Origin of the sequence: Priestia aryabhattai, assembly GCF_023715685.1 — a bacterium.
Lineage (GTDB): Bacteria > Bacillota > Bacilli > Bacillales > Bacillaceae_H > Priestia > Priestia aryabhattai_B.
In genome coordinates, this window is record NZ_JAMBOQ010000006.1 from 23,152 (window position 1) to 48,743 (window position 25,592).

Sequence of the window (25,592 nt, forward strand, 5' to 3'; positions counted from 1 at the left end):
GAGGTGTGTGTAGTTGAAAAAGATATTGTTACTTTCTCTTGCGGTCATGCTTGTAACTTCAGCGTGTGCACCGAACCTTTCGGACGATAAAGAGACTGTTCAACAAACCAACAACAAGAAAGAAAAAGCAGTTATTCCGAAGTATAGTATTTCAGATGATTATTACCGAACGATTCTTCCATTTAAAGCGGGAGTAGCAAGGGGCTTAGTGGCAGCTAACTTAAACAACCGCTTGGATGCACAAGAATTCGAAACAGGCTTAATGCGCTTGTCGACAGATAGCTATTCTCCGAAAAAATATGTGTATCAAGAAGGTCAGTATCTTGATAAAGATACCATTCGCTCATGGTTAAGCCGTAAGCTGAGTGATAAACAGTTCAAAGATCTTCAAAGCAAAGCAAAAGATGATACGGCGAAAAAGAAGATTAAAAACAACGGGTTAAACCCAATTGATACAGAAAAAGGCGATTTGAAAACTCGTAACGAAACAAGTCCAATGTACTTAGCGAACATTACTGAACAAGACTACCTTATTCAAGACGGAGACGACAAAGTCAAACTTGGAGGCGTCACAATTGGCTTAGCGATGAATTCTGTTCATTATTATACAGAAGAAAATGGTTATGCCCGTGAAGTGAAGCTTACAAATAAACAGATTGAAGCCCAAGGAAAGCAAATGGCAGATGAGATTGTTAAGCGTATGCGCGACATCAAAGGCTTAGAAAATGTGCCAGTTCGAGTAGCGCTATTCAAACAAAGTGCTAAGTCCTCTTTAACACCAGGTAATTTTATAGCTGTAGGAAATGCAGGTTCAAATGATACGGCCGTTGGCAGCTGGGATAATTTAGACGAGCAATATTATTTATTCCCATCATCAGATGCAACGAAAGATCATCGAGATGATGCGATGAAATTTGATGAGTTTAAAGCACAAATCGAAGACTACTTCCCGAACTTTACAAGCGTAGTAGGGAAAGGGTATTACAAAGATGGACAGCTTCAAAAAATGACGATTGATATTCCCGTACAGTTTTACGGAAAAGGTGAAATTGTAGGATTTACTCAGTACGTTGCTGGTTTAATGCTTGATCATTTCCCTTCATATATGGAAACGAGTATCTCTATTAACTCAGTAAGCGGACCGGAAGCTCTCATTGTTAGAAAAGCAGATGAAGACAAGCCGTTCGTTCATATTTACGAAGAGTAAGCAAAAGAGACGCTGCGTGAGCAGTGTCTTTTTCTATTCCTATGAAATTGCCTCTTATGAAGGAATGGCGTGAGGATTTTGTCTCGTAAACTTAGCGAGATAGTAAGTAGCGAACGCAAACGCATCTTGTTCGGTTGTCCGCTCTTCATACGGGCGCTTTTTATCCAGCTCAAATTCTTTCTGATAATAAGGGATATGATCTTGAATATAGTGACGCAGCTCGTGAAAAATAGTTTCAACAAGCGGGAGGTAGTTATCAAATTTAAAAATAAATATAATGCCAACTTCTCGCCAGTAGACGCCTGATGCAAACTGCAGGTATTCTGCTTCTTCTTCTCCAAGAGCGGAGACAATTTTATTGGCTTCACATGAATCACAAAAAATTATAGGAATATGAAAGGTTTTATTTAAACAAGCAAAAACATCTTTTTGCAAGGTGGGCAAATCCCACTTGAATTCTTCATCTAATACAAACCATCTTCCGCTTTGCTGGTACACTGGGCGCAGGTGGATGACTGACTGTATAAGTATTTTATTCAATTTTTATAGCACCTCTTTTACGGTAAAGTAGTTATTCGTTTTCTTTACTTTCCCAAAGACTAGTGAAATTAAAACATGGTGGTGTGTTCATATAAAGCATGTTTCTCTTTCTATCTATCTTTTCTAAAAAGAAGGTTATTTTATACCTATGCAAGAGAGAAATATTTTATGACGAAGGAAAAGTATGGAATGTTGTTTGAATGAAATAGATTTGGTATAAAATAGAAGTGATAAATGTAAGCCCTGTCTTGTCTGGCGGGGTTTTTAATATTTTAGGAACTAGTCTCAGAAATGTTGCCTGTTGCTAGTGAAGTTTGGTATTATCAGTATATTGTAGTGGGACGAATATTCGGAGGTGAAGGAACATGTCAAGAATTTCTGTTGATCAAGTAAAACACGTTGCAAACTTAGCGAGACTTGCGGTGACGGATGACGAAGCAGAACTATTTACAAAACAATTAGATGCTATTATTACATATGCAGAACAGTTAGATGAGTTAGATACTACAAATGTAAAACCAACTTCTCACGTATTGGATATGAAAAACGTAATGCGTGAAGATAAGCCAGCTAAAGGTTTACCAATTGAAGACGTAGTAAAAAATGCGCCAGACCACAAGGATGGCTACATTCGAGTACCAACTATTTTAGAATAAGGAAGGAGGCTTTACGATGTCTTTATTTGATCGTAAACTTTCAGAACTACATAGCCTTTTACACAAGAAAGAAGTACGTGTACAAGATTTAGTAGACGAATCATACAAACGTATTAATGAAGTAGATGATAAAGTAGGTGCGTTCTTAGCGCTTAATGAAGACAATGCTCGTGCTTATGCAAAAGAGCTAGATGAAGCATTACAAACAAAAGATGAATTTGGCTTATTATTTGGTATGCCAATCGGTGTAAAAGATAATATTGTCACAAAAGATTTACGTACAACTTGCTCTAGTAAAATTTTAGCAAACTTTGATCCGATTTATGATGCAACAGTTGTTCAAAAATTGCAGGCAGCTGAAGCGGTAACAATCGGTAAATTAAATATGGATGAATTCGCAATGGGTTCTTCAACTGAAAACTCAGGTCTTCAGTTAACGCGCAACCCATGGAATTTAGATTACGTACCAGGTGGATCTAGCGGTGGTTCCGCTGCAGCTGTAGCAGCAGGCGAAGTTCCGTTTTCTTTAGGTTCTGATACAGGTGGTTCAATTCGTCAGCCAGCTGCTTATTGCGGTGTTGTCGGATTAAAACCAACGTATGGTCGCGTATCTCGTTACGGATTAGTGGCATTTGCATCTTCTTTAGATCAGATCGGACCAATCACAAATTCTGTTGAAGACAATGCATATTTACTTCAAGCAATTTCAGGCGTAGACCCAATGGATTCTACTTCTGCCAATGTTGATGTACCGGATTATGTATCTGCTTTAACAGGTGACGTAAAAGGTCTTAAAATTGCTGTTCCAAAAGAATACTTAGGCGAAGGTGTGGGCGAAGAAGCTCGCCAGTCTGTTTTAGATGCACTAAAAGTGTTAGAAGGACTAGGCGCAACTTGGGAAGAAGTATCGCTTCCACACTCTAAATACGCATTAGCTACGTATTATCTATTATCTTCTTCTGAAGCGTCTGCTAACTTATCTCGTTTTGATGGCGTTCGCTACGGATACCGTACAGATAATGCTGAGAACTTAATCGAAATGTACAAGCAGTCTCGAAGCGAAGGCTTTGGAAACGAAGTAAAACGCCGTATCATGCTTGGAACATTTGCGTTAAGCTCTGGTTATTATGATGCTTACTACAAAAAAGCACAGCAAGTACGTACGTTAATCAAGCAAGACTTTGAGTCTGTATTTGAAAACTATGACGTTATCATTGGACCAACTACACCAACTCCATCATTCAAAATTGGTGAGAAAACAGATGATCCATTAACAATGTATGCAAACGATATTTTAACAATCCCAGTAAACCTTGCTGGAGTACCTGGTATTTCTGTGCCTTGCGGCTTATCAAATGGATTGCCATTAGGTTTACAAATTATCGGTAAGCATTTCGACGAAAGCACAATCTATCGTGTTGCTCATGCATTCGAACAAGCAACTGAGCATCATAAAGCGAAACCAGCACTGTAAGGGGTGAGATAAAGATGAACTTTGAAACGATTATTGGTCTTGAAGTACACGTTGAGCTTAAGACAAAATCTAAAATTTTCTCAGCAAGTCCAAACGCATTTGGTGCAGCTCCAAATGCTAACACAAGTGTAATTGACTTAGGTTATCCTGGCGTACTACCTGTGTTAAACAAAGAAGCAGTTGATTTTGCAATGAAAGCAGCGCTTGCGCTAAACTGTGAAATCGCAACAGATACAAAGTTTGATCGTAAAAACTATTTCTATCCGGATAACCCAAAAGCTTATCAAATCTCTCAATTTGATAAACCAATTGGCGAGAACGGTTGGATTGAAGTAGAAGTTAAAGGTGAAACGAAGCGCATTCGTATCAACCGACTTCATTTAGAAGAAGATGCTGGTAAGTTAACGCATACAGGCGATGGCTATTCACTAGTAGACTTCAACCGTCAAGGTACACCTCTAATTGAGATTGTATCAGAAGCAGATATGCGTTCCCCTGAAGAGGCATATGCTTATTTAGAAAAATTAAAATCAATCATTCAATATACAGGCGTATCTGACTGTAAAATGGAAGAAGGTTCACTTCGCTGTGATGCCAATATTTCTTTACGTCCAGTTGGACAAGAAGAGTTTGGTACAAAAGCTGAGTTAAAGAACTTAAACTCATTTAACTATGTGCGCCGCGGTCTTGAACACGAAGAAATTCGTCAAGAAAAAGTGTTATTGTCTGGTGGCCTAATCGAGCAAGAAACACGCCGCTTTGATGAGTCTACGGGTGAAACAATTCTTATGCGTGTAAAAGAAGGATCTGACGACTATCGCTACTTCCCAGAGCCTGATTTATTAGAATTACACATCGACGAAGAGTGGAAAGAGCGCGTTCGTGCTTCGATTCCTGAACTTCCAGATGCTCGTAAAAAGCGCTATGTAGAAGAGCTTGGCTTACCTGCTTATGATGCAATGGTATTAACGCTAACAAAAGAAATGTCTGATTTCTTTGAAGCAACACTTGCTGCAGGCGGAGACGCGAAGCTATCTTCTAACTGGTTAATGGGTGATGTTTCTGCTTACTTAAACTCAAACCAAAAAGAACTTTCAGATGTAGCATTAACACCTGAAGGCCTAGCTGGTATGATTCAATTAATTCAAGAAGGTACAATTTCATCTAAAATTGCGAAAAAAGTATTCAAAGAATTAATTGAAAATGGCGGAGATGCAAAGAAAATTGTAAAAGAAAAAGGTCTTGTACAAATTTCTGATGATGCAACTTTACGTAAATTCGTAACAGATGCATTAGATGCAAACCCTCAATCTATTGAAGATTTCAAAAACGGTAAGGATCGTGCAATTGGCTTCTTAGTTGGTCAAATTATGAAAGCTTCAAAAGGCCAAGCGAACCCACCGATGGTTAATAAAATTCTTTTAGAAGAAATTAATAAACGCTAAATTTGATAACTAAATGTGAGGTGGGTATCCATCTCACATTTATTATGAGTAAGGGCGATCGCGCTGAAGGTATGAATAAAAACCGAAACGTGAATATTGTATATCAAGGTTAATTTCTTTATAATATGTTTGTTCATGCCCCCTCTTGTTGATGATGTAATGTGAGGGGGCATTCTTTCACTGATAAAAGTAGGCAAAGATTTGTGACAAATTATCATTATTAGGATGATGAATATGAAAAGAGCGAGAATTATTTATAACCCGACATCGGGCCGTGAAATTTTCAAGAAAAACTTACCGGAAGTTTTGCAAAAGCTAGAGCAAGCAGGCTACGAAACATCTTGTCATGCTACAACTTGCGCTGGTGATGCAACAGAAGCTGCTAAAGTAGCAGTAGAACGTCGCTTTGACGTTGTAATTGCAGCTGGTGGAGACGGTACCATCAATGAAGTCGTAAACGGTATCGCTGGACAAGACTATCGTCCGCAGCTAGGTATTATTCCTGTTGGAACAACAAATGACTTTGCTCGTGCCATTAATGTACCGCGTACGATTGAAGGTGCTATTGATGTCATTGTAGAAGGTGTAACGAAGCCAATTGACTTAGGTTGTGTAACAAACGACGGAGAAACGCATTACTTTGTAAATATCGCCGGAGGCGGCCGTTTAACTGAATTAACATATGAAGTGCCAAGTAAGTTAAAAACAATGCTTGGACAGCTAGCTTACTATTTAAAAGGCATGGAAATGCTTCCTTCTATTAAACCAACATCTGTTGAAATTGAGTATGACGGAAAATTCTTTGGCGGCGAGATTATGTTCTTCCTCGTTTCCTTAACGAACTCAGTCGGCGGTTTTGAAAAGCTGGCACCAGATTCTTCTTTAGATGACGGCATGTTTGATTTAATTATTTTAAAGAAAGCAAATTTAGCTGAATTTATTCGAATTGCGACACTTGCGCTGCGAGGAGAACATATCAATGATCCTCATATTATTTATACAAAAGCGAACCGTGTTAAAATTCATACGAATGATAAAATGCAGCTAAATCTAGATGGCGAGTACGGAGGGTTATTGCCTGGGGAATTTGTAAACTTATATCGCCATGTAGAAATCTTTGTTCCAAAAGCAACAGCTGAATTGATGGAAAAAAATGAGATCGCCTAATTGCGATCTTTTTTCATGCTTTTCTTTGTTTGGCTTTCGCTCTTATGGTACAATCAGTTCAGCATTTTCAAATGACTAAAAGGATGTAACGATAAATGGAAAAATTAAAACCACCTGTAGAAAAAAATGAATATATAGATGTTGCGTTTGAAGATTTAACGCATGACGGAGCGGGTGTAGCGAAAGTGAACGGATTTCCTATTTTCGTTCAAAATGCGCTGCCTGGCGAAAGCGGCCAAGTAAAAGTCATTAAAGTAAAAAAAGGCTATGCGTTTGGCAAGATCATCAAGCACCATACAATTAGTGAACAGCGTGTTGAAGCACCCTGTCCGGTCTACAAGCTGTGCGGAGGCTGTCAGCTGCAGCATGTAAGCTATGAAGGACAGCTGCAATTTAAACAAAAGCAAGTAAAAGACGTCATGGCGCGAATTGGTCACTTACCTGATGTTCCGGTCCATTCGACGTTAGGAATGAACGATCCTTGGCGCTACCGAAACAAAGCTCAAGTTCCCGTAGCAGAGCGAGAAGGCGGTTTGGTCGCTGGGTTTTATCAGCAGCGAAGCCACGACATCATTAATATGGATGCCTGTTTGATTCAGCAGCAGGCAAATGATGATGTTGTTCAAGCTGTCAAATCAATCTGTGAAAAGCATGGAGTTTCTGCTTACCAGGAACAAAAACATAAAGGTACGCTTCGTCATATCATGGCGCGCTACGGACTTGTAACGGGTGAAATTATGGTTGTAATTGTGACTCGTACAGCTGAGCTGCCAAACAAAAAGCGCATTGTAGAAGACATTATTGAAGCTGTGCCGAACGTCAAATCAATTGTTCAGAATGTCAATAACAAGCGCACAAACGTCATTCTAGGGAATCAAACGAACGTACTTTGGGGAGAAGAATATATTTACGACTATATCGGTGATGTTAAATTTGCCATTTCAGTAAAATCATTCTACCAAGTAAATCCTGAGCAAACGAAAGTGCTTTATGACAAAGCGCTTGAGTATGCAAACTTAACAGGAGAAGAAACGGTAATTGACGCCTACTGTGGAATCGGAACAATCTCGTTATTTCTCGCTCAAAAAGCGAAAAAAGTATATGGCGTTGAAATCGTTCCTGAAGCTATTGAAGATGCAAAGCGCAACGCTGAGCTAAACGGTATTCACAACGCTGAATTTGAAGTAGGCGAAGCAGAAGTCGTCATTCCAAACTGGTACAAACAAGGCATCAAAGCGGACGTCATCGTCGTAGATCCACCGCGAAAAGGGTGCGACGAAGCCCTTTTGAATACCATCATCGACATGAAACCGAAAAAAGTGGTCTATGTTTCATGCGGACCAGCAACTCTTGCACGTGATCTAGCTATTTTAGAAAAAGGTGGCTATGAGACGGTTGAAGTGCAGCCTGTTGATATGTTTCCACACACGACGCATGTGGAGAATGTGGCGGTATTAAAATTAAAATAACTCTTCATTAAAGCTGCTATCTTAGTAAAGAAAGCAGCTTTTTTATTTTAAATAAGCACGAAAAAGGTAAAGTTAGAGCGCTCATACAAAAGCAGATAAAGCTTGACATAAAAGCACTAATTGCTTTTATGTCCGTTTTATTTGGCCGTTTGTCCACCCCACCAACACAGCAAATTTCTGAATATACTTTTTTTAAGGTTTTCAATATTTTAGGAATTATAATAAAGAAGCAATAAATGAAAACATTATATTTGTGGTAAGAGGTGAAGGGACATCATGTATAGAGCAATTGCTATTATAGCGGGTTCTGTGTTAATTGGATTTGCATACAATTGGTTTTTAATCCCCCATAAAGTGCTAAGCAGCGGTATTAGCGGTATTGCTATGATTATAGGAATTTTAACGCCTGCAAGCACGGGAACAATGAATTTTTTGTTGAATTTACCCCTTTTAATTATTGGTTTTATGAAGTTAGGAAAGCGGTTTGTTTTACATACGCTGCTGTCCGTTGTGGCTTTATCAATTGCTTTATACGTGATTCCCTTGAGAGCTGTTAGTACAGACCCTATTCTGTCAGCTGTTTTTGGAGGAGTTTTAACTGGAATTGGTGTAGGGTTTGTTTTTCGTCAGTCAGCTTCGACAGGTGGATTTGATATTATTGCGATGCTTCTTACGCATAAAAAAGAATTTCCGCTTGGCGCTATATTATCAGCGATGAATGCCGTGGTTGTATTTGTTTCAGGTTTTTTTGTGAACTGGGACGCGGCTTTATATACGATGCTTTCGATTTTCGTCACAGGAAAAGTAGTGGATGCGATTCATACTCGCCATATTAAGCTCACGTTAACCATTATTACGAGAAAAGGCGAAGAAATGAAGCAGCAGCTTCTTACCAATTTAGTGCGCGGGGTGACGTTAATGAATGGTGAAGGTGCTTATTCAAGAGAAGACCGTAAAATATTAATGACGGTCATCTCACGCTATGAGCTTGCAAACCTCAAGCAGTTAATTCAATCGGTTGATCCTGAAGCTTTCGTGAATATTACGGAAACGGTAGAGGTAATGGGGCTGTTTCGACGGGATGCCTATTAATTTATCTGTTATTTCAGCGCCGATTTATGATAAATAGCCATTTTTATAGTATAAAAGTTATAAAAAAAGCCTTAAGAGTAGTTCTTGAGGCTTTTTTTGCGTAAAATATGAGTAAGAAAATATCGTGTATGAAAAGTATAAAAAAGGGAATTTGATAGAGTACATAAAACATTGACATCAAAAAGGAGAGACTATATGACGGTAGAATATCAGTTAACCAAAAAGAAATATTACGAAACGTTTATGCAAGAAAATGAAAATCAGCCGCCTGTAAAAGTCCTTGGACAAGCTTACTACGAAGAGCAGCAAAAAGAGTGGTACGACTTATCGCTCATTCGCTTAGCGCAGGGAGAAGTGTATTTTCATAATCAAGATTTTGAGTCCGCGATTTTTAAGTGGGAGAATGTAAATGGCGAATTTAAGCTGTGGGCGAAGAAAAATACAGCCGACGCGCATTATGAACTGGGGTTGTCTACGCTCGCTGAAGAGCTTTACTTATCCATTGAAACGGATTCAAAAGTATTAAAAGCTGAAATAGCGCTAAAGCTGTTTTCACTTTATACGGACCATAACAATATTGAACGAGCTTATGAAGTCATTAACGAGCTGGTTGCTTCTCAGCCGGATTATCCAAACGTCACGGCGATTGCGCGCAGATTTTATGAAGAGCAAGAAGATTTTAATAGCGCAGTAGAGCTTGCAGTAGATGAGTGTATTCGAACAGAATCGCTAAATTGGTTTGCGGTATTAAAGGCTTACGTAGATAAAGGATATACAACAAACTTTATCCCTAACTATTTTTATCAAGTGATGATTGCATTTTACAAAGTGGATCAAGTGTATTTCAAACAGCTTGTCTCAGCTTTATGGAAACAATATAAGAGCCAGCCTCCTTATCTTGCTTGGATTAAAACCATCAATGATATTTTCTTGAATATTGAAGTGGGCCTCTATGATTATTGGCAAGAGATTTCAACTCTTTATCAAGAGACGTACACTGACTTAATGGAAAGTGATCATTCTGTAAAAGAATTGCATGAAGTCATTCCAAACGTATTAACAAACTGGCTTAAAATTACAAATAAGTCACGTGCATTATTTCCGTCTGCAGCCGTGCTGTCATGGAATGAAAAGTTTCCGTCAACTATTGATACAATCACCATCGAAAATGCAGGCAGATTAATTTTTGAGGCGCGTAACGACATTGATGGTCTCGAATATCACTACAAGCTTTGCCATGGCATTATTAAATGGGCCAATGAAAATGGTTTAGAAGTGGGGCACACATTTAAATGGTGGGTAGATTTTCTATTAGACGCTCATACGACACACTTATTAATTACAGGAACAAATGCCGCAACTTCGTCATTTGTGGGATCGATTACAGAAGAAAAGGTACCGCAAAATCACGAAACAACCTTTGTGTTCATTCATGAAGAAGAAGAATCTATCCAGCAAATCGCTAATCAAGAAATCATTCCGATGGAAACGATTGATGGAGCGGAGCAATCTCCTCACCAGGCGCTTGTAGAAGTGAAAAAGCCTTTTGGGTTCCTTGATAAGCATAATTGTTCATGCATTGTTACGCCAAGCTTTACAGAACAAGAGGCACGTGAGCAGGATGCATTTAAATATGCTCCTTTAGTAGATGGTTTACTGTTTGTGCTTGATGCAAAAGAATCGCTGCTTGACGAAGAAAGAGAATTATTGCTGGAGATTAAAGAGCATGCGCCAAATACGCCAGTTCATTTTGTCATCAACAATATGGACAGTCTTTATAATCAAGCAACGATTGAGCGAATCACAAAAGAATTTGAAGCAAGCATTGGAGCTGATTTCCCGCAGGCACATGTATTAGCCTATACGCCTCACTACGTATCGAGTCAGCACCACGGAGACTTGGCTCAATTTATTAAAGCTAATTTCTATTACGATCCAAACGACGTTGGAGTAGAAGAGCGTGCGCGCAGACTTCTGTTCTTCATTCAAAGCATGCTAAAGAGCTTAGTGGAGAAGAGAAATCAAACAGAAAATCATTTGATTGAAAGTATTAAATGGAACGAAGATATGCTTGTGAGATTAAATGGCTTCTTGCATCGAGTGGATGACTTAGAACAAGAAAAAGCGATTAGTATTGTTTCGGCTTATCACGGCATCAAAGAGGATATTAGCAAAAAGCTAAAAAATAAAATTCCTCGTTTACTCAAAAAGTCTTCAGAATTAGTGAAGGAAGACAGTGATTTTAGTACGGTTCATATTGAGCTGAATAAGCAAATGAATATGCGCGTGGAAGAGCATTTGCAGCAAGATGTCCTACCTAAGTTCCGCATTTCTTTAAAGGACTGGATTGCTACATCAAATGAAGAGCTGATTGCGAGTCAAGTAGATATTGAAGAAGTAGCAGAGTCATTAAATAAAATGTACAATGAGCAAAAATTAACGTTAGCCTGCGATTTTAAAGTGCTGGATGACTGGCGACGCGACGTTAATCGTATGGCTAATCGCGTTCAGCTGGATGAAGAAAATATTTTACTTCGCGTTAATCCAACGCAGCTCTTGTTAAAAGGAGCAGGAAAACTGTTTTCTTCAATTCTTCAAAACCAAACGCTGCTTTATAATCAATATAAAAAGTACATTGAAAGTCAAGAATATCACGATATTACAGAATCTATGCTAACAAAGTTTTTTATGCAGTTTAATTTGTTTGAGAAAAATTTAGAAGTTGATATTGAATTATTCTTTGAAAAGCCAAAAGAGGTTCTAAAAGAAACGATTGAAGAAACACAGGCGCATATTAATGAAAATCAAGACGTGTTAAGTCATATGAAAGCCAATCCTGAAGCTTACTATGATCCGTTAACATTATTCCAGCTTCGCTTGCGTCAGTATGAGTTAATGGTTAAAGCTACAGAAGAGGTACACTACAACGTATAAAAAGGTGGAGCAAGATGTATTTAACAATAAAAGAAGCAGCGGAATATCTATCTTTTCCCGAAGAGTACGTGAAGAAATTGATTCAAGAAGGAAAAGTACGAGCTATATTCGATGGTGAAAACTACTTATTAAATAAAGAGCAGTTTAACACCCACTTAGAGCAAATGGAAAAGTACAAAAAACAAATTGAAGAGTATCTAAATGAGCCTATCCCTGAAGATATGGACGTAAAAGATGAAGATTGAAGGCAGAAGCAGAAAACAGATGTTTTCTGCTTTTCTTTTGGAGTGAAAGTGTTAAAAAAGGTAAGATATGAAAGAAATGTCGAAAAAAGTTGGAATTTCGTTAAAGATGTAGTCTTTTTAGCTGCTTTTTTTATATAATGAAAGTATGCTAAACAAAAAGGAGAAGGTCTATGCAACGATCAAGACAGTTAAGGCTGATTTTATTGCTTGCCCTGATTGCTGTCGCTTCGTTTTTAATTATTATTATTTCGAAAACACATGGGATTATAAGTCAGCAAACTACAAAAAAAGTAGAAAACACAAGCGTTGCAATTCTCACCTCTGATGTACTGACAGATCAAAGCTGGGGCAGTCTAGCTTATAAAGGGAAAATCAACATTGAGCAGCAGTACCCTGTTTCGGCTCAAGTTATTAGCGAAGTAAATACGAACCAAAAAATGAAGGAAGCTGCTGAAAAAGTTATTCAAAATGGAACAAAAGTCGTAATTGGACATGGAAGAGAATTTTCTACCGTTTTTACAGAACTCGCTCCTAAGTATCCTCATGTTCATTTCGTCACCATTCACGGTACTTCAAGGTATAAAAACCAAACTGTATATACATTTGATCAAACAAAAATAGAGCATCTGGCAGGCACGGCAGCTGCCATGAAGACAAAAACGAAAAAAATTGGATTAATCGATACATTTGCAAAAGAAAAGAATCCAGGATTTGAACAAGGAATCAAAGCGTATGATTCATCGATTGCTTTTTATTATCGAGTTGTAAACAGCCGAGACGATGGAGCAAAAGCAGTAAAGCTGCTCCGTGAGTTAAAAGATCAAGGTGTCGATATCGTCTATACTAAAGGAAATTCGTATAATCAAGAAGTTATTCAAGAAGCGAAAACACAAGGAATGTACGTAATAGGATATTTAGATGATCAGGCGTACATGGGTAGGTCTGTTATTTTAACAAGTGTGATAAATGATGTTCCTCAAGCTTACAACGTGATTATGAAAGACTATTTCAGTAAAAAAGGTCTTCCATCTGGAGAAGTCAAACTTGACGCCAGGGACGGTGTTTATAAACTAGCGCCTTTTGGACCGATGTACAGTAAACAGGAAAAACAAATTTTATATTCGAAAGTTAGAATGTCTACACAGCCGAAGTAACTATGAAAAAGAAAGAGATGATTATGAATCAATTATTTCGCAACATGTCATTCCGTAGCCAAATATTAACGATTCTTCTTTTGATTACATTCATGTTAAGCGGGTTCTCTTTAGTTTTAGTGCATGCCATTGATAAAATGAATCATGTAAGCAACGAAATTAAAGATGAAGATGTTCCCCAAATGGTGTGGCTTTCTTATTGGGAAGAGCAGCTGAACATAAAAGAATACATTGTAAAAAATAATCTAAAGAACCCCACTGTCTCTTTGATAGAAGAATATCAATCATATGATACACGAGTTATTGAAAACAATGAAAGATATAAGCAGCCTGTGCCAAAATCGTTGATTCCACTGAAAGAAAAAATTGAGCTGCTGGATTTTAAGATTTCTAATAACGTGCAAGGACTGCTGAAGTACGGAGATGTAAAAGGAGCACAAGAGTATCTTAAGGGAAATTATTTGCCGGACCTGTATCAGATGAAAAAAGATATTAATAGTTCAAAAGAAGAGACGGTTGATTCACTTGATACACTATCAGATACACTGTCTGTCATTATTAAAGATTCATTAATTTTACTATTGATTTTAACAGTAAGTGCTATTGTGGTTTCTCTGTATGTTTCTTATCGTATGAGTGCGAGCCTTACGAAACCAATTGAACAAATGATTGAAAAAGTGAATGATATTGCGGACGGAGAATACGGCCTTGTTCTTCAAGGCACAAAGCAAATCGAGCTGAAGCAGCTTTCGACTTCTATCAATCAAATGTCGGTTAGTTTAGAAGATTCATTTTGGAAAATCATTAAAGATAAAGCGTATCGCCAGCAGATCTTAAATTCACTGCCTGTTGGAATTATCACAATGGAAGATGAGACAAATAGTATATTTGCCAATACCTCAGCAAAGCAGTTTTTAGATCTCGACGAAAAGGATATTTGCAGGTATATGGAGGAATGTCCTGAATATAATACTGAATTTTGGAGCATGTTGAATTCGGGAGAAATTCACGAAAATAAAAAAGTGTTATTTGGAACGAAAGAGACGTGCTATTGCTTTTTAGTCTCTCAAACGCAGCTGTTTAATGAGAAGAACGAAAGCATCGGAAGAATTTTTTATTTCATTGATATATCGGATACCGAAGAATTAGAAAAGCGAATGCATCAGTCTGAGAAACTTGCCCTGGTTGGAGAAGTGGCAGCCGGAGCTGCTCATGAGATTCGTAATCCGCTCGCCGTGATTCATGGATTTATATCTCTTATGAATCAGTCTCTTTCTGATGAGGAGAAAAAGCGTTTTTACCTGCCTCTGCTTATGAAAGAGCTAGAGAGGATCAATTATATTATTGAAGAAATGCTGTTGTTATCAAAACCAGGAACTCCGGTGATGAAAAAAGTCAGCATGCAGGATATTATTAATGAGCTATTGCCTTTGATTACTCACTCAAGCAAATTTACAGAAAAAGATAAGCTTATATTTGATGTGAAATTGCAGCCGTATATACTAAAGGTAGATGAAAAACAAATCAAACAAGTTCTTCATAATTTAATTCGAAACAGTATGGAAGCTATGGATGGAGAAGGAGTCATTACAATCTACTCGCAGGTCCATGAAGATAGGTATTGTCTATATATTGAGGATACTGGAAAAGGAATTCCTGTGCATATGCAGCAGTCGCTGTACCAGCCGTTTTCCACTTCAAAAGATAGTGGAACAGGTCTTGGTCTGCCAATTGCTCAGCGTATTCTAGAAAGCCACGGAGGACAGATCAAATTATTATCTACTTCTTCCCGCGGCACAGTTTTTGTTATTAAATTTCCTCTACATTAAGAAAACAGCCTCAAAAGGGCTGTTTTTTTAATGTGCTGTTAAAATAAGAGGACCGTTTTTAGTAATCGCAAGTGTATGTTCAAATTGAGCGGATAATTTACCGTCTGTTGTACGGGCAGTCCAGCCGTTTTTATCCATTTTAGAATGCCATGTACCCGCGTTTACCATTGGCTCAATTGTAATAACCATACCTTCTTTTAAACGTGTACCTTTGCCAGCTTTTCCGTAGTGAAGAATTGTAGGCGCTTCGTGCATGGTATTTCCAATTCCGTGTCCTGTGAAGTCGCGTACCACAGAGAATTTTTCGCCTTCTACATAGCTTTGAATAGCGTGGCCAATGTCACCTGTGCGATTTCCTGGCTGTGCTTGCTCGATTCCTTTTAAAAGCGCTTCGTATGTAACATCTACTAGACGCTGTGCTTCGTCTGAAATGTCTCCGACGGTATGAGTCCATGCAGAATCTGCTAAACCTCCGTTTAAATTTACAACCATATCAATGGTTACGATATCACCGTCTTTTAACGGTTTATTTGTTGGGAAACCGTGGCAAATTTCATCATTTAAAGAAGCGCACGTTGCATATTGATATCCTTTGTATCCTTTTTGTTCCGGCGTTGCTCCGTGCTTTGCTAAGTACTCTTCAACAAATTTATCAATTTGCATTGTTGTTATGCCTGGTTTGATCATTTTAGCGATTTCTTTATGACAAGAAGCTAATAATTTACCTGCTTCGTGCATTAAATTAATTTCGCGTTCACTTTTTAATGTGATCATTGTTGTTCACTCCTTTTTTGATGTAACTTTACGAAAAAAGTTAAGCAGCGGTTATAGCGATGGAAGTCGACTATCCATCAGTTCATTCTTCTTTATTTGAAAATCTAAGAAATATAGAAGCCATCTGCCATTTGGCGATATAAAATCATCCTTAATCATAACGCCCAATGGCAGGAAAATGCAAGATGCAGGCTTAAAAAGGAAGGGTTTGACGATAGGTATATAGGGAAAACTGATAAATGAACGTTGAATTGGAGCATTCTCTATAACAAATGCGGTGTGATATAGTAAAATAAATGAAACAAAACAATTCTTTAGGAGGGGTATAGGAAAATGAGTGAACATGGAAAATTTATTGGATTTGCAGGTACATATACAAAAGCAGGCAGTGAAGGTGTCTATACATTTACGTTAGATACGAAGGCTAAAAAGATTGTAGAAGTAAAAGCAGTGGCTAAAATTGAAAATCCTACATACTTAAATGCAAGCAAAGACAATGAACATCTTTATACAGTTATTAAAGAAGGAGAAAAAGGCGGAGTAGCTGCTTTTAAGATTGATCCAAACACAGGGCAACTAAAATTTGTAAACAAACAGCTGCTAGACGGCGCGCCTCCTTGCTACGTTTCAGTGAATGAAGATAATACGCTTGTTTTATCTGCTAATTTTCATAAAGGGAGCGTTGAGACGTATTCTGTTAATGAAGAAACAGGAGAAATTGAATATGTAGCATCGGTAGTGGAACATCCTCATTCAGACCTCAAAAAAGGACAAAAGGGAAAACCACATGTACATTATGCGGATTTTACTCCTGGAGAAAAGCACGTGGCCGTTGTAGACCTGGGGATTGATGAAATTGTGACATATGAGGTGGAAGAGAATAAATTGAAGGAAGTCAGCAGCCTTTCTACATCTGTTGGTTCAGGCCCTAGACATTTAACGTTCCATCCAAATTGCCGCTATGCGTATGCAATGACAGAATTCAGCTCCGAAGTTTTATTTTTAACTTATGACGAAAGCAAAGGAAGCTTTACTCAACAACAAGCTATTTCAACGATTCCGGCTGATTTTACAGAAAATAATCAAGGGAGTGCTATCCACATTTCTTCAGATGGCCGCTTTGTCTATGCAGGAAACCGTGGACATAACTCGATTGCAACATTCAAAGTAGATCAGGATTCTGGACAGTTAACATTCGTAGAATGGACAGGCACTGAAGGCGACTGGCCGCGCGATTTTGTTTTGGATCCAACCGAACAATTCATTGTAGCGTCTAATCAAGAAACAGGAAACTTGGTACTGTTTGAAAGAGACCAAGAAAGTGGAAAACTAACGCTTCTTCAATCTAACGTTACGGTTCCAGAAGCTGTTTGTGTAAAGTTCCTACACTATAAGTAATTGATGTAGAAAATCAGACCTGATCAAAGAACAATCAGGCAATGGTTGTTTTTTTGCGTGAGAGTCCCTTTGTAAAAGAAAGTATATATGGAAAAAAAGCCCTTTTGGAGGGCTTTTTTTTCTGGAGTTATAGTAAAATGAAGAGAGAATGCATAAAAAGGGTGAGGTGATAAGTGTGGAAAATATATGTAAATATCCAATTGTACAAGCTCCCATGGCAGGAGGAGTTTCGACGCCTAAACTAGCTGCAGCTGTATCCAATAGCGGAGGGCTAGGGTTTTTAGCTGCGGGATATAAAAGTGCGCGTGAAATGGAGCAGGAAATTATAGAGATGCACTCACTTACGAAAAAACCTTATGGAGTGAATTTGTTTGTTCCGACAAATGAAAAAGTAGCAGTTGAAGCACTTGATTGTTATCAAAAAGAACTGTCAAAAGCAGCTGAATATTTGGAATGTCAAGTTGGTATACCAAAGAATGACGATGATGAATGGAATGCTAAGCTCGACATCATTCAAAAACATCGAGTCCCTGCTGTGAGCTTTACATTTGGGTGCACGGATCGAGAGATTATAGAACGTTTAAAAGAAATTGGAAGCCGTGTTTTCGTTACGATTACAACACCTGAAGAAGGGGAAGTGGCTTTAAGAGCAGGAGCAGATGCGCTATGTTTGCAAGGAATTGAAGCCGGCGGCCATCGGTCTACTTTTTTAGAGAGTTCGGTGGATTACTCGCTTGTAAATTTGCTAAAAGAAGTTCGCCTAATCACTAAAAAGCCATTGATTGCTGCAGGAGGGTTGATGACGGGGTCTGACATTAAAAGTGTGTTACAAGAAGGGGCATCTGCTGCACAGTTAGGTACGGCTTTTATTTGTTGTTCAGAAAGCGGAGCGAGTGCTCTTCATAAAGAAAGCATTCTTCAAAAGCGTTTTAATGAAACAGGAGTTACAAGAGCTTTTACAGGGAAACGTGCTAGAGGATTTGTGAATGCCTTTTTTATTTCCTATGATAAATCGGCACCATCTGCCTACCCTCATATTCATTACATGACAAAGCCTATTCGAACAAAAGCTACACAAATGAATAATCCAGAGTATACTTCTTTGTGGGCAGGAACCGGATTTACAATGGCAAAAGAACTGCCTGCACATCTTATTATGGAAGAGCTTGTACAAGGATTAAATAAATGACGAGAATGACGCTGTTGCTTGCTGTAAGTACAAGCAGCTTTACATAAAGAAGGTGAACTCATAGTGCAAAACAAATTTACAATTGGGCAAATGGCCAGACTGCATGATATTCCGATTAAAACACTTCGCTATTATGATGAAATTGGTCTGTTCGAGCCTTACGAAGTTGATTCGCAAACCGGATATCGTTATTATACGTTAGAACAATTTAAGAAATTAGATATCATTGTCTATTTAAAGCTGATGGGAGTTCCGTTAAAAGAAATTAAAAGAAAGATGGAGCACAGCAGTTTGGATGAATTTATTGGGACCTTAGCGGAATATCAGCAGGTAACAAAAGAAAAAATTCGTCACCTTCAAAGAGTGAATGCGCAGTTAACAACTCGAATGAAGGAATTAGAACAGACGAGACATATTAAACAAATAGGAGTCCCGTTCATTAAACACCTTCCTTCTCGTGAAGTTGTTCAAGTAAAAGCAGAGGTAGGTACGTTAGATGGGACTGAAAGTGTTCTCCGTGATTTAAAAAAGAAAATTAGTCATATTACCCCGATTATGATTGGGAAAGTAGGATTTATGCTATCGGTAGAAAACACGAAAAAACGCCAATTTACAGATTACGATGGCATTTTTTTATTAGTAGAAAGCGATGTTTCTTTTAAGCATGAACTCGTTACGTTAATACCTGAAGGCAATTATGCATCTATTTATATGAGAGAAAAGAGAGATACAACAGGAGTCTATTATGATGCGTTACTGAGCTTTATCCATGCGGAAGGATACAAAGCAGAAGGTCCTTTTTTAATTCGGCGAATTGTAGATTCATTTATTTCTCATCATGAAGAAGAGCGGCTGACGGAAATTCAGCTTCGAATTACGTCTTGACTATCCAGTAGCTGGAGGGTTTAAGATGAGAATATTGTAAAACTGCTGAAGGGAGAGACAACAATAGATGAATCAGCAAAGTATTTCCCAAGGAATGTCTTTAAGCCGAGGAAATCGAATTTTATTTATTTTAATCTTGGGTTCACTGAGCGCATTTGGCCCGTTATCAATCGATATGTATTTGCCAGCGCTACCGACGCTTGCTAGAGAATTGAATACTTCAGCTTCTTTAGCACAGGTCAGTCTGACAGCTTGCTTATTGGGCTTAGCATTTGGGCAAGTGGTAATGGGGCCATTCAGTGATATTCGCGGAAGGAAAAAGCCGCTTGTAGCAGCATTAATCACCTATGCGATTGCATCTATTTTATGCGTGTTTGCGCCGTCTATTTGGATTTTTATTGTTTTACGATTTGTTCAAGGTATGGCAGGAGCAGCAGGAATGGTTATTTCAAGAGCGAGCGTGCGAGACTTGTTTTCAGGTTCGGATTTAACAAAGTTTTTCTCCATGCTTATGCTTGTAAATGGTTTAGCTCCTATTTTGGCTCCGGTTGCCGGTGGACAGCTGCTGACGGTTATGTCGTGGCGCGGAGTATTTGGTGTGTTAGCCGTGATTGGTGCACTAATGTTTTTTGCCGTTTTATTTGGTTTAAAAGAAACGCTGCCGGTCGAACGTCGTAAAGAAGGTGGATTAACAGAAGTACTTCGTACGTTTGGCGTATTACTAAAAGATGGTGTCTTCGTGGGATATGCGCTGGCGCAAGGTTTTATTATGAGTGCTATGTTTGCTTATATCTCAGGTTCTACATTTGTCCTTCAAGACATTTATGGACTGTCTCCGCAGATGTTCAGCTTTGTTTTTGCTATTAACGGCCTTGGACTAATTATAGCTACTCAAGTGACAGGACGTTTAGCGGGTAAAGTAAAAGAAGCTACTCTTCTTATTTATGGATTGTTTCAAGCAGCCGTTGGAAGCGTGCTTTTAGTGGTCGTGATTGCTACTCACACATCAGTTGTTTTGGTCTGCATCTTGCTTTTCTTTGTTGTATCAAGCGTAGGAATTGTGAACACAACTGTTTTTTCACTTGCTATGCAAAATCAAGCTTCTAATGCGGGAAGTGCTTCAGCGCTTCTAGGATTGCTTCCGTTCTTGCTCGGAGCAGCTGTAGCTCCTCTTGTTGGACTTGGAGGAGGGCAAAATGCTTTGCCGATGGGCATTGTAATTATGGTCTGTGATTTATTAGCATTAGGTGTGTACATGACGTTAGTGAGACAAAAAACTGCATCATAAAAAAAGCTACTTGGCTGTTGAGAGCCAAGTAGCTTTTTTAGTTATTGAGCTGTATGCTCGTGCTTTTCAAATGGCATTGTGACGCCAAGCTTTTGAATTTCTTTTTTTGCATTTTCTAAAATGGTTTCAGCTTTAGCTTTTGTTTCAGCATCTAATCCATTTAGAAAATCTTTCTTTTTAGCAGGAAGTTGGACGCCGAGTTCTTTTAATTTGGCCTCAGCTTGTTCCTTAGTCAGCGTGCCGTCGCGAAGCTGATCCATGATAGCTTTGGCTTTTTTCTTAGTAGCCGCATCTAGATTGCTGAAGGGACCGTCTTTGTGCTGAGGCAAGCTTACGCCGAGTTTTTGTAATTTTTCCTGCGCTTTTTTCATAATATCATCAACTTTTTGTTTTGTTGCATCATCTGTATTTGTTGTACTGCCATTTGTTCGCTCTACAACTGTTGAAGAGTTTGTTTCATCTTTGCTTGCTGCAAATGCCGTGGAATTTGCAGCGGCCATAACTCCTAATGTTAAACCGCTTGCCATGATATAACCGAATAGTTTCTTTTTCATGCTGTTGTCACTCCTTAAAAGTTATAGGGATGTGGTACAGAGCTGTCCACAATTGTTAATGTAACCACCAATAGTGAAAAAATGGTGAAAATAGATAAAAAACGAAAAAATATAGGGGCATTTCTTGAACCCTACAGCTCTTTTATTGGACAACAAAATGAAATTCGATATGATTTTATCTAAGTAATAACATAAAAGAATGGAGACTTTATATAGATGAACGTTCTTGAAAAATTAGGAATAGCTTTGATAGTTGCAATAGCGGTAAACCTAGTGTTTTTGTTTCGAGATGAATTAAAGCCAGGTCCAACGTTAGAAGATTTCTCAGGAGCAACTGAGTTGCATCCTGTCTTAGAAGAAAAGAAAAATGAACTTGTTCAAAAAGCAAGTGACCAAGGAATTTCAATTGTAATCACGGAAGGTTTCCGTTCAAAAGAAGAACAAAATAAGCTTTATGCAAAAGGCAGGACGGAAGAAGGCGATATTGTGACCTATTCAAAAGGCGGCCAATCTTATCACAATTATGGATTAGCTATTGATTTCACTATTCAGTTAAAAGATGGACGAGTCATTTGGGACATGGAATATAACGGCAATAATAACAATCAATCTGATTGGATGGAAGTTGTAGACATAGCAAAAAATTTAGGGTTCGAATGGGGAGGAGAGTGGCAAGGTTTTAAAGACTATCCTCATTTGCAAATGATTCCCGAAAATATAACAGACCACACACGCTAACAAAGCGTGTTTTTTTAGAGGAATAATATAATTTTACTATATTTATGTCAGAACCTCTAACATGACTAGAAGCTTGTAATTTCTTTTTTTATAAATTTACTGCTAAGAAAATTATATATTAATATAATAAAAAATGTAGACAAATAATTAGGAAGAAGGATGATTAGAGAGAACTGCCTCACAAAAATGAAGGACAATTCGTATAAAGATATGCGTTAACTAATATAATCTATTGATTAAGCTTATACAAGTACCTTCAGCCCAGCGAATGTATGCTTACATATTGGAAAATGCCGACAAAACCTTTTACTTTTCTAGCATATTTTATTTGAAGATAGTTCATTTTGATTACAAAAAAGAGATAATTTGTCAACTATTGACTTTATTTTAAGGGTAAGAATATAATTTTTAATATATTTTAAATATTTCAAAAATTTAAATATTCATTATTTTTCACAGATTAGGAGGGGGAAAATGATTGTTTTTGACAGGGTGAATAAATATTACGGTGATTTTCACGTATTAAAAGATATCAATTTAACCATTGAAAAAGGCGAAGTGGTCGTCGTAATTGGACCTTCGGGTTCAGGTAAAAGTACGATACTCCGATGCATAAATTATTTAGAAACAATATCTGATGGACAGTTAACCGTAAATAATATATTGGTTGCGGATAAAAAAACAAATATTAATAAACTGCGCCGCAATATAGGTATGGTGTTTCAGCATTTTTACTTATATCCGCACAAAACGGTTTTAGAAAATATCACTTTAGCACCTATGAAAGTACTGGGACAGTCTTCCGAAGAAGCTAAGAAAACAGCTCTATATTATTTAGATAAAGTAGGAATTGGCGAAAAAGCTAATGCTTATCCATCCCAGCTTTCAGGCGGCCAGCAGCAGCGTGTAGCCATTGCGAGGGGACTCGCGATGAAACCAGAGATTATGCTTTTTGATGAGCCTACCTCTGCCCTTGATCCAGAAATGATTGGAGAAGTGCTAGATGTCATGAAAACATTGGCTAAAGAAGGAATGACGATGGTAGTAGTAACTCATGAAATGGGGTTTGCAAAAGAAGTAGCAGACCGCATTGTATTTATGGATCAAGGAAAAATCTTAGAAGAGGCAATTCCGGCTGAGTTTTACGAAAACCCGCAAGAAGAAAGGGCTCGCTTATTTCTTAGCCGTATTTTAAATCATTAATTGTTTAATAGGGGGAGTAACATGAAGAAATCAAAAACGTTTTTAAAGGCAGCTGTGCTTTCATTAGCAGCGGCTATGATGTTAGCAGCTTGCGGAGGGAAAAGTGAAGAAACGAGTGGGTCGTCAGCTAAAAAAGATGCTCTCACTGAAATCAAAGACCGAGGGAAAATCGTCATTGGGGTCAAAAATGATACTCGGTTGTTTGGATTAAAAAATCCGAAGACGGGTGAAGTAGAAGGTTTTGACGTTGATATTTCCAAGCAGTTGGCTAAAGAGATTTTAGGAGATGAAAACAAGGTAGAATTTAAAGAAGTTACGTCCAAAACAAGGGTTCCTCTTCTTCAAAAAGGAGATATTGACGCTGTTGTTGCGACAATGACTATTACAGACGAACGTAAAAAAGAAGTGGATTTTACGGATGTGTATTTTCAAGCTGGACAGTCTCTTCTTGTGAAAAAAGGCAGTAAAATTAAAAGCATCGATGATTTGAAAAAAGGTACAAAAGTGTTGGCTGTTAAAGGATCAACTTCGGCTATTAATATTCGCGAAAAAGCACCAGAGACAACCGTATTAGAGTTTGAAAACTACGCAGAAGCATTTACGGCTTTAAAATCTAAGCAAGGAGACGCTTTAACAACTGATGATGCTATTCTTTATGGAATGGCTGATGAAGATCCTTCTTATGAATTAGTAGGAAAGCCGTTCACAGAAGAGCCTTATGGCATTGCTGTGAAAAAAGGAAACAAAGAGCTTGTAGATGCCTTAAATGATGCGCTCAAAAAGATGAAAGACTCTGGGAAATATGATGAAATTCACGACAAGTGGATTAAAAAATAAGCATATAGTTTTCTTTTTTCAGGGTGAGCAGTATACTGCTCATCCTGCTTGCTTAGTTGAAGGGAGGAAGAAAATTGTTGGATTTTTCAATTCTGACGAACAATATTGACCTTTATTTAGAGGGTTTTAAGTACACTATTATTGCGAGTCTAATCGCTTTAATAGCCAGTTTTGTACTTGGTACTGTGATTGCGGTGATGAGAATAGCACCGCTCAAAGTAGTCAATGCAATTGGTACTGTCTATGTAGAGTTCATTCGAAATATTCCACTTGTGGTTATTGTCTTTTTTATTTTTATTGTAGCAGGAATCAGCGGTACAGCGGCTGGGGTGCTGGGACTAACCATTTATACGGCAGCTTTTATCGCCGAAGCTATACGAGCAGGAATTATGGCTGTTCCAAAAGGGCAGCTTGAAGCGGCTCGTTCATCTGGCCTTACGTACGGTCAGGCGATGCGGTTTATTATATTACCTCAAGCCATTAAAATCGTCATTCCTCCTCTTGGGAATCAATTTATTAATTTAGTAAAAAACTCATCTGTGTTAGGGATTGTTGCTGGTTTTGATTTAATGTATCAGGCAGATCTTGTGTCCTCTCAAACTTATGTAGTGTTCGATGTGTATATTTTTGTGGCCTTGTTTTATTTAGTTTTAACCGTTCCGTTAAGTTTAGGAGTTGGTTATCTTGAGAAACGTCTTGGTAAAACAAGCTGAAAGGAGTGAAAGTGATGGATTTTATGGGTGCTTATTCTCTTGATCATCTTTCCTTCTTAATGGAAGGTTTTTGGGTCACTTTAAAAGTAGCATTCATTTCGATTGTATTAAGTTTTATTATTGGAAGTATAGTTGGTATTTTAAGGTATGCTCGTATTCCAGTTCTGTCTCATGTGCTTGCTTTTATCGTAGAAATTATCCGGAATTTGCCGCTGCTTTTAATCATCTTTTTTACATACTTTGCTTTACCTGAGATCGGAATTGATATGGAAATTACGTCAGCAGCTATTGTGGCCCTCACTGTATTTGAATCTGCTATGATTTCAGAGATTATCCGAAGCGGATTAAAATCAATTGAAAAAGGACAAATTGAAGCGGCACGTTCATCAGGCTTAAACTATTATCAAACGCTTCGTTTCGTTGTGCTGCCACAAGCTTTGCGACGAATGGTGCCTCCTTTGGTTAGTCAATTCATTTCATTATTAAAAGATACATCGCTTGCAGTGGTCATCGCACTTCCCGATTTGCTCCATAACGCTCAAATTATTTACGGGCAGAAACAAAGTTACGTGGTACCGATGTTTTTGATCATCGCCATGATGTATTTTATTGTGAATTATGCTTTATCAATCATTGCACGAAAATTAGAAGTCAAAAGGGTATAGAGGCTCTTTTGACTTTATTTTTGGAAAATAAATAACATTGACAATGTATTGATTCAACGCATAAAATGACTAAAGTAATAGTAGTTAAATCAGATCATTTTCATTCATCATAGAGAAGAAAAAACAGTGTTGGCCC

At 38.0% G+C, this 25,592-nt stretch carries 23 protein-coding genes; 20 read left to right on the plus strand and 3 right to left on the minus strand.

Annotated features, from left to right (window positions below; all coding sequences use genetic code 11):
* The first annotated feature begins 13 nt into the window (after positions 1-13).
* Positions 14-1,207: a CamS family sex pheromone protein gene (locus M3225_RS23005; protein ID WP_251398042.1), complete on the plus strand. Its 1,194-nt coding sequence runs from the start codon at positions 14-16 to the stop codon at positions 1,205-1,207.
* 54 nt (positions 1,208-1,261) lie between these two features.
* Here the strand turns inward: M3225_RS23005 and M3225_RS23010 are convergent, their stop codons facing one another.
* Complete coding sequence (locus tag M3225_RS23010) at positions 1,262-1,747, minus strand: DUF3920 family protein (protein WP_251398045.1); 486 nt, start codon at positions 1,745-1,747, stop codon at positions 1,262-1,264.
* Positions 1,748-2,112: 365 nt separating this feature from the next.
* On the opposite strand from M3225_RS23010, the gene gatC reads away from it, so the two are divergent.
* From gatC to M3225_RS23060, 10 genes are all read left to right on the plus strand, one after another.
* A complete protein-coding gene (gene gatC, locus M3225_RS23015; protein WP_013055055.1) occupies positions 2,113-2,403 on the plus strand; it encodes an Asp-tRNA(Asn)/Glu-tRNA(Gln) amidotransferase subunit GatC in 291 nt (96 codons plus the stop codon).
* A 16-nt stretch (positions 2,404-2,419) separates the two neighbouring features.
* Entirely contained in the window at positions 2,420-3,877 is a 1,458-nt protein-coding gene (gene gatA / locus M3225_RS23020; protein WP_013055056.1) for an Asp-tRNA(Asn)/Glu-tRNA(Gln) amidotransferase subunit GatA, read from the plus strand.
* Positions 3,878-3,891: 14 nt separating this feature from the next.
* Positions 3,892-5,322 (plus strand): Asp-tRNA(Asn)/Glu-tRNA(Gln) amidotransferase subunit GatB, encoded by a 1,431-nt coding sequence (gene gatB, locus M3225_RS23025; RefSeq protein ID WP_251398048.1) that lies wholly within the window; start codon positions 3,892-3,894, stop codon positions 5,320-5,322.
* 234 nt (positions 5,323-5,556) lie between these two features.
* Entirely contained in the window at positions 5,557-6,489 is a 933-nt protein-coding gene (locus tag M3225_RS23030) for a diacylglycerol kinase (RefSeq protein WP_016762783.1), read from the plus strand.
* Between the two features lie 95 nt (positions 6,490-6,584).
* On the plus strand, positions 6,585-7,958 hold the full coding sequence (rlmD, locus tag M3225_RS23035) for a 23S rRNA (uracil(1939)-C(5))-methyltransferase RlmD (RefSeq protein WP_251398051.1): 1,374 nt from the start codon (positions 6,585-6,587) through the stop codon (positions 7,956-7,958).
* A gap of 276 nt (positions 7,959-8,234) precedes the next feature.
* Positions 8,235-9,050 carry a YitT family protein gene (locus M3225_RS23040; RefSeq protein WP_013055060.1) on the plus strand — a complete coding sequence of 272 codons (816 nt, stop codon included), beginning with the start codon at positions 8,235-8,237 and terminating at the stop codon, positions 9,048-9,050.
* Between the two features lie 195 nt (positions 9,051-9,245).
* On the plus strand, positions 9,246-11,984 hold the full coding sequence (locus tag M3225_RS23045) for a GTPase domain-containing protein (RefSeq protein ID WP_251398054.1): 2,739 nt from the start codon (positions 9,246-9,248) through the stop codon (positions 11,982-11,984).
* Between the two features lie 14 nt (positions 11,985-11,998).
* Positions 11,999-12,229, plus strand: coding sequence for an excisionase family DNA-binding protein (locus tag M3225_RS23050; protein WP_057245309.1), 231 nt, complete (start codon positions 11,999-12,001; stop codon positions 12,227-12,229).
* A gap of 170 nt (positions 12,230-12,399) precedes the next feature.
* Positions 12,400-13,383, plus strand: a complete 984-nt coding sequence (locus M3225_RS23055) for a BMP family ABC transporter substrate-binding protein (protein ID WP_251398071.1) — start codon at positions 12,400-12,402, stop codon at positions 13,381-13,383.
* A 23-nt stretch (positions 13,384-13,406) separates the two neighbouring features.
* Complete coding sequence (locus M3225_RS23060; RefSeq protein ID WP_251398074.1) at positions 13,407-15,212, plus strand: ATP-binding protein; 1,806 nt, start codon at positions 13,407-13,409, stop codon at positions 15,210-15,212.
* A gap of 27 nt (positions 15,213-15,239) precedes the next feature.
* On the opposite strand, the gene map is transcribed toward M3225_RS23060, so the two are convergent.
* Positions 15,240-15,986, minus strand: a complete 747-nt coding sequence (gene map, locus M3225_RS23065) for a type I methionyl aminopeptidase (RefSeq protein ID WP_013055065.1) — start codon at positions 15,984-15,986, stop codon at positions 15,240-15,242.
* Positions 15,987-16,319: 333 nt separating this feature from the next.
* Between map and M3225_RS23070 the strand changes: the two genes are divergently transcribed.
* The 4 genes from M3225_RS23070 to M3225_RS23085 all read left to right on the plus strand — a co-directional run bounded on the left by M3225_RS23070 (position 16,320) and on the right by M3225_RS23085 (position 20,746).
* A complete protein-coding gene (locus M3225_RS23070) occupies positions 16,320-17,384 on the plus strand; it encodes a lactonase family protein (protein WP_251398077.1) in 1,065 nt (354 codons plus the stop codon).
* Positions 17,385-17,559: 175 nt separating this feature from the next.
* Positions 17,560-18,573 (plus strand): nitronate monooxygenase, encoded by a 1,014-nt coding sequence (locus M3225_RS23075; protein ID WP_251398080.1) that lies wholly within the window; start codon positions 17,560-17,562, stop codon positions 18,571-18,573.
* A 63-nt stretch (positions 18,574-18,636) separates the two neighbouring features.
* Positions 18,637-19,458, plus strand: coding sequence for a MerR family transcriptional regulator (locus M3225_RS23080; RefSeq protein WP_251398082.1), 822 nt, complete (start codon positions 18,637-18,639; stop codon positions 19,456-19,458).
* Positions 19,459-19,525: 67 nt separating this feature from the next.
* Positions 19,526-20,746, plus strand: a complete 1,221-nt coding sequence (locus tag M3225_RS23085; RefSeq protein ID WP_251398085.1) for a multidrug effflux MFS transporter — start codon at positions 19,526-19,528, stop codon at positions 20,744-20,746.
* Between the two features lie 41 nt (positions 20,747-20,787).
* Here the strand turns inward: M3225_RS23085 and M3225_RS23090 are convergent, their stop codons facing one another.
* Positions 20,788-21,300 carry a hypothetical protein gene (locus M3225_RS23090; RefSeq protein ID WP_251398089.1) on the minus strand — a complete coding sequence of 171 codons (513 nt, stop codon included), beginning with the start codon at positions 21,298-21,300 and terminating at the stop codon, positions 20,788-20,790.
* A 216-nt stretch (positions 21,301-21,516) separates the two neighbouring features.
* Here M3225_RS23090 and M3225_RS23095 point away from each other — a divergent pair, with 216 nt between their 5' ends.
* The 5 genes from M3225_RS23095 (at position 21,517) to M3225_RS23115 (ending at position 25,456) form a co-directional block, all read left to right on the plus strand.
* The gene (locus tag M3225_RS23095) at positions 21,517-22,038 is read left to right on the plus strand and encodes a M15 family metallopeptidase (RefSeq protein ID WP_251398092.1); all 522 of its coding nucleotides are present in this window, start codon (positions 21,517-21,519) and stop codon (positions 22,036-22,038) included.
* Positions 22,039-22,512: 474 nt separating this feature from the next.
* The gene (locus M3225_RS23100) at positions 22,513-23,241 is read left to right on the plus strand and encodes an amino acid ABC transporter ATP-binding protein (RefSeq protein ID WP_251398095.1); all 729 of its coding nucleotides are present in this window, start codon (positions 22,513-22,515) and stop codon (positions 23,239-23,241) included.
* Between the two features lie 21 nt (positions 23,242-23,262).
* A complete protein-coding gene (locus M3225_RS23105; RefSeq protein ID WP_251398098.1) occupies positions 23,263-24,078 on the plus strand; it encodes a transporter substrate-binding domain-containing protein in 816 nt (271 codons plus the stop codon).
* 74 nt (positions 24,079-24,152) lie between these two features.
* Complete coding sequence (locus tag M3225_RS23110) at positions 24,153-24,791, plus strand: amino acid ABC transporter permease (RefSeq protein ID WP_251398101.1); 639 nt, start codon at positions 24,153-24,155, stop codon at positions 24,789-24,791.
* A 14-nt stretch (positions 24,792-24,805) separates the two neighbouring features.
* Positions 24,806-25,456 (plus strand): amino acid ABC transporter permease, encoded by a 651-nt coding sequence (locus tag M3225_RS23115; protein WP_251398104.1) that lies wholly within the window; start codon positions 24,806-24,808, stop codon positions 25,454-25,456.
* Positions 25,457-25,592: the final 136 nt, after the last annotated feature.

Excerpts from the sequence above, each read along its gene's own strand:
- gatA (WP_013055056.1), top strand. The coding sequence starts at position 2,420 with ATGTCTTTATTTGATCGTAAACTTTCAGAACTACATAGCCTTTTACAC.
- M3225_RS23085 (WP_251398085.1), top strand. The coding sequence starts at position 19,526 with ATGAATCAGCAAAGTATTTCCCAAGGAATGTCTTTAAGCCGAGGAAAT.
- M3225_RS23105 (WP_251398098.1), top strand. The coding sequence starts at position 23,263 with ATGAAGAAATCAAAAACGTTTTTAAAGGCAGCTGTGCTTTCATTAGCA.
- M3225_RS23045 (WP_251398054.1), top strand. The coding sequence starts at position 9,246 with ATGACGGTAGAATATCAGTTAACCAAAAAGAAATATTACGAAACGTTT.
- map (WP_013055065.1), bottom strand. The coding sequence starts at position 15,986 with ATGATCACATTAAAAAGTGAACGCGAAATTAATTTAATGCACGAAGCA.
- M3225_RS23055 (WP_251398071.1), top strand. The coding sequence starts at position 12,400 with ATGCAACGATCAAGACAGTTAAGGCTGATTTTATTGCTTGCCCTGATT.
- M3225_RS23070 (WP_251398077.1), top strand. The coding sequence starts at position 16,320 with ATGAGTGAACATGGAAAATTTATTGGATTTGCAGGTACATATACAAAA.
- gatB (WP_251398048.1), top strand. The coding sequence starts at position 3,892 with ATGAACTTTGAAACGATTATTGGTCTTGAAGTACACGTTGAGCTTAAG.
- M3225_RS23060 (WP_251398074.1), top strand. The coding sequence starts at position 13,407 with ATGAATCAATTATTTCGCAACATGTCATTCCGTAGCCAAATATTAACG.
- M3225_RS23115 (WP_251398104.1), top strand. The coding sequence starts at position 24,806 with ATGGATTTTATGGGTGCTTATTCTCTTGATCATCTTTCCTTCTTAATG.
- M3225_RS23030 (WP_016762783.1), top strand. The coding sequence starts at position 5,557 with ATGAAAAGAGCGAGAATTATTTATAACCCGACATCGGGCCGTGAAATT.
- M3225_RS23090 (WP_251398089.1), bottom strand. The coding sequence starts at position 21,300 with ATGAAAAAGAAACTATTCGGTTATATCATGGCAAGCGGTTTAACATTA.
- rlmD (WP_251398051.1), top strand. The coding sequence starts at position 6,585 with ATGGAAAAATTAAAACCACCTGTAGAAAAAAATGAATATATAGATGTT.
- M3225_RS23100 (WP_251398095.1), top strand. The coding sequence starts at position 22,513 with ATGATTGTTTTTGACAGGGTGAATAAATATTACGGTGATTTTCACGTA.
- M3225_RS23095 (WP_251398092.1), top strand. The coding sequence starts at position 21,517 with ATGAACGTTCTTGAAAAATTAGGAATAGCTTTGATAGTTGCAATAGCG.
- gatC (WP_013055055.1), top strand. The coding sequence starts at position 2,113 with ATGTCAAGAATTTCTGTTGATCAAGTAAAACACGTTGCAAACTTAGCG.
- M3225_RS23050 (WP_057245309.1), top strand. The coding sequence starts at position 11,999 with ATGTATTTAACAATAAAAGAAGCAGCGGAATATCTATCTTTTCCCGAA.
- M3225_RS23040 (WP_013055060.1), top strand. The coding sequence starts at position 8,235 with ATGTATAGAGCAATTGCTATTATAGCGGGTTCTGTGTTAATTGGATTT.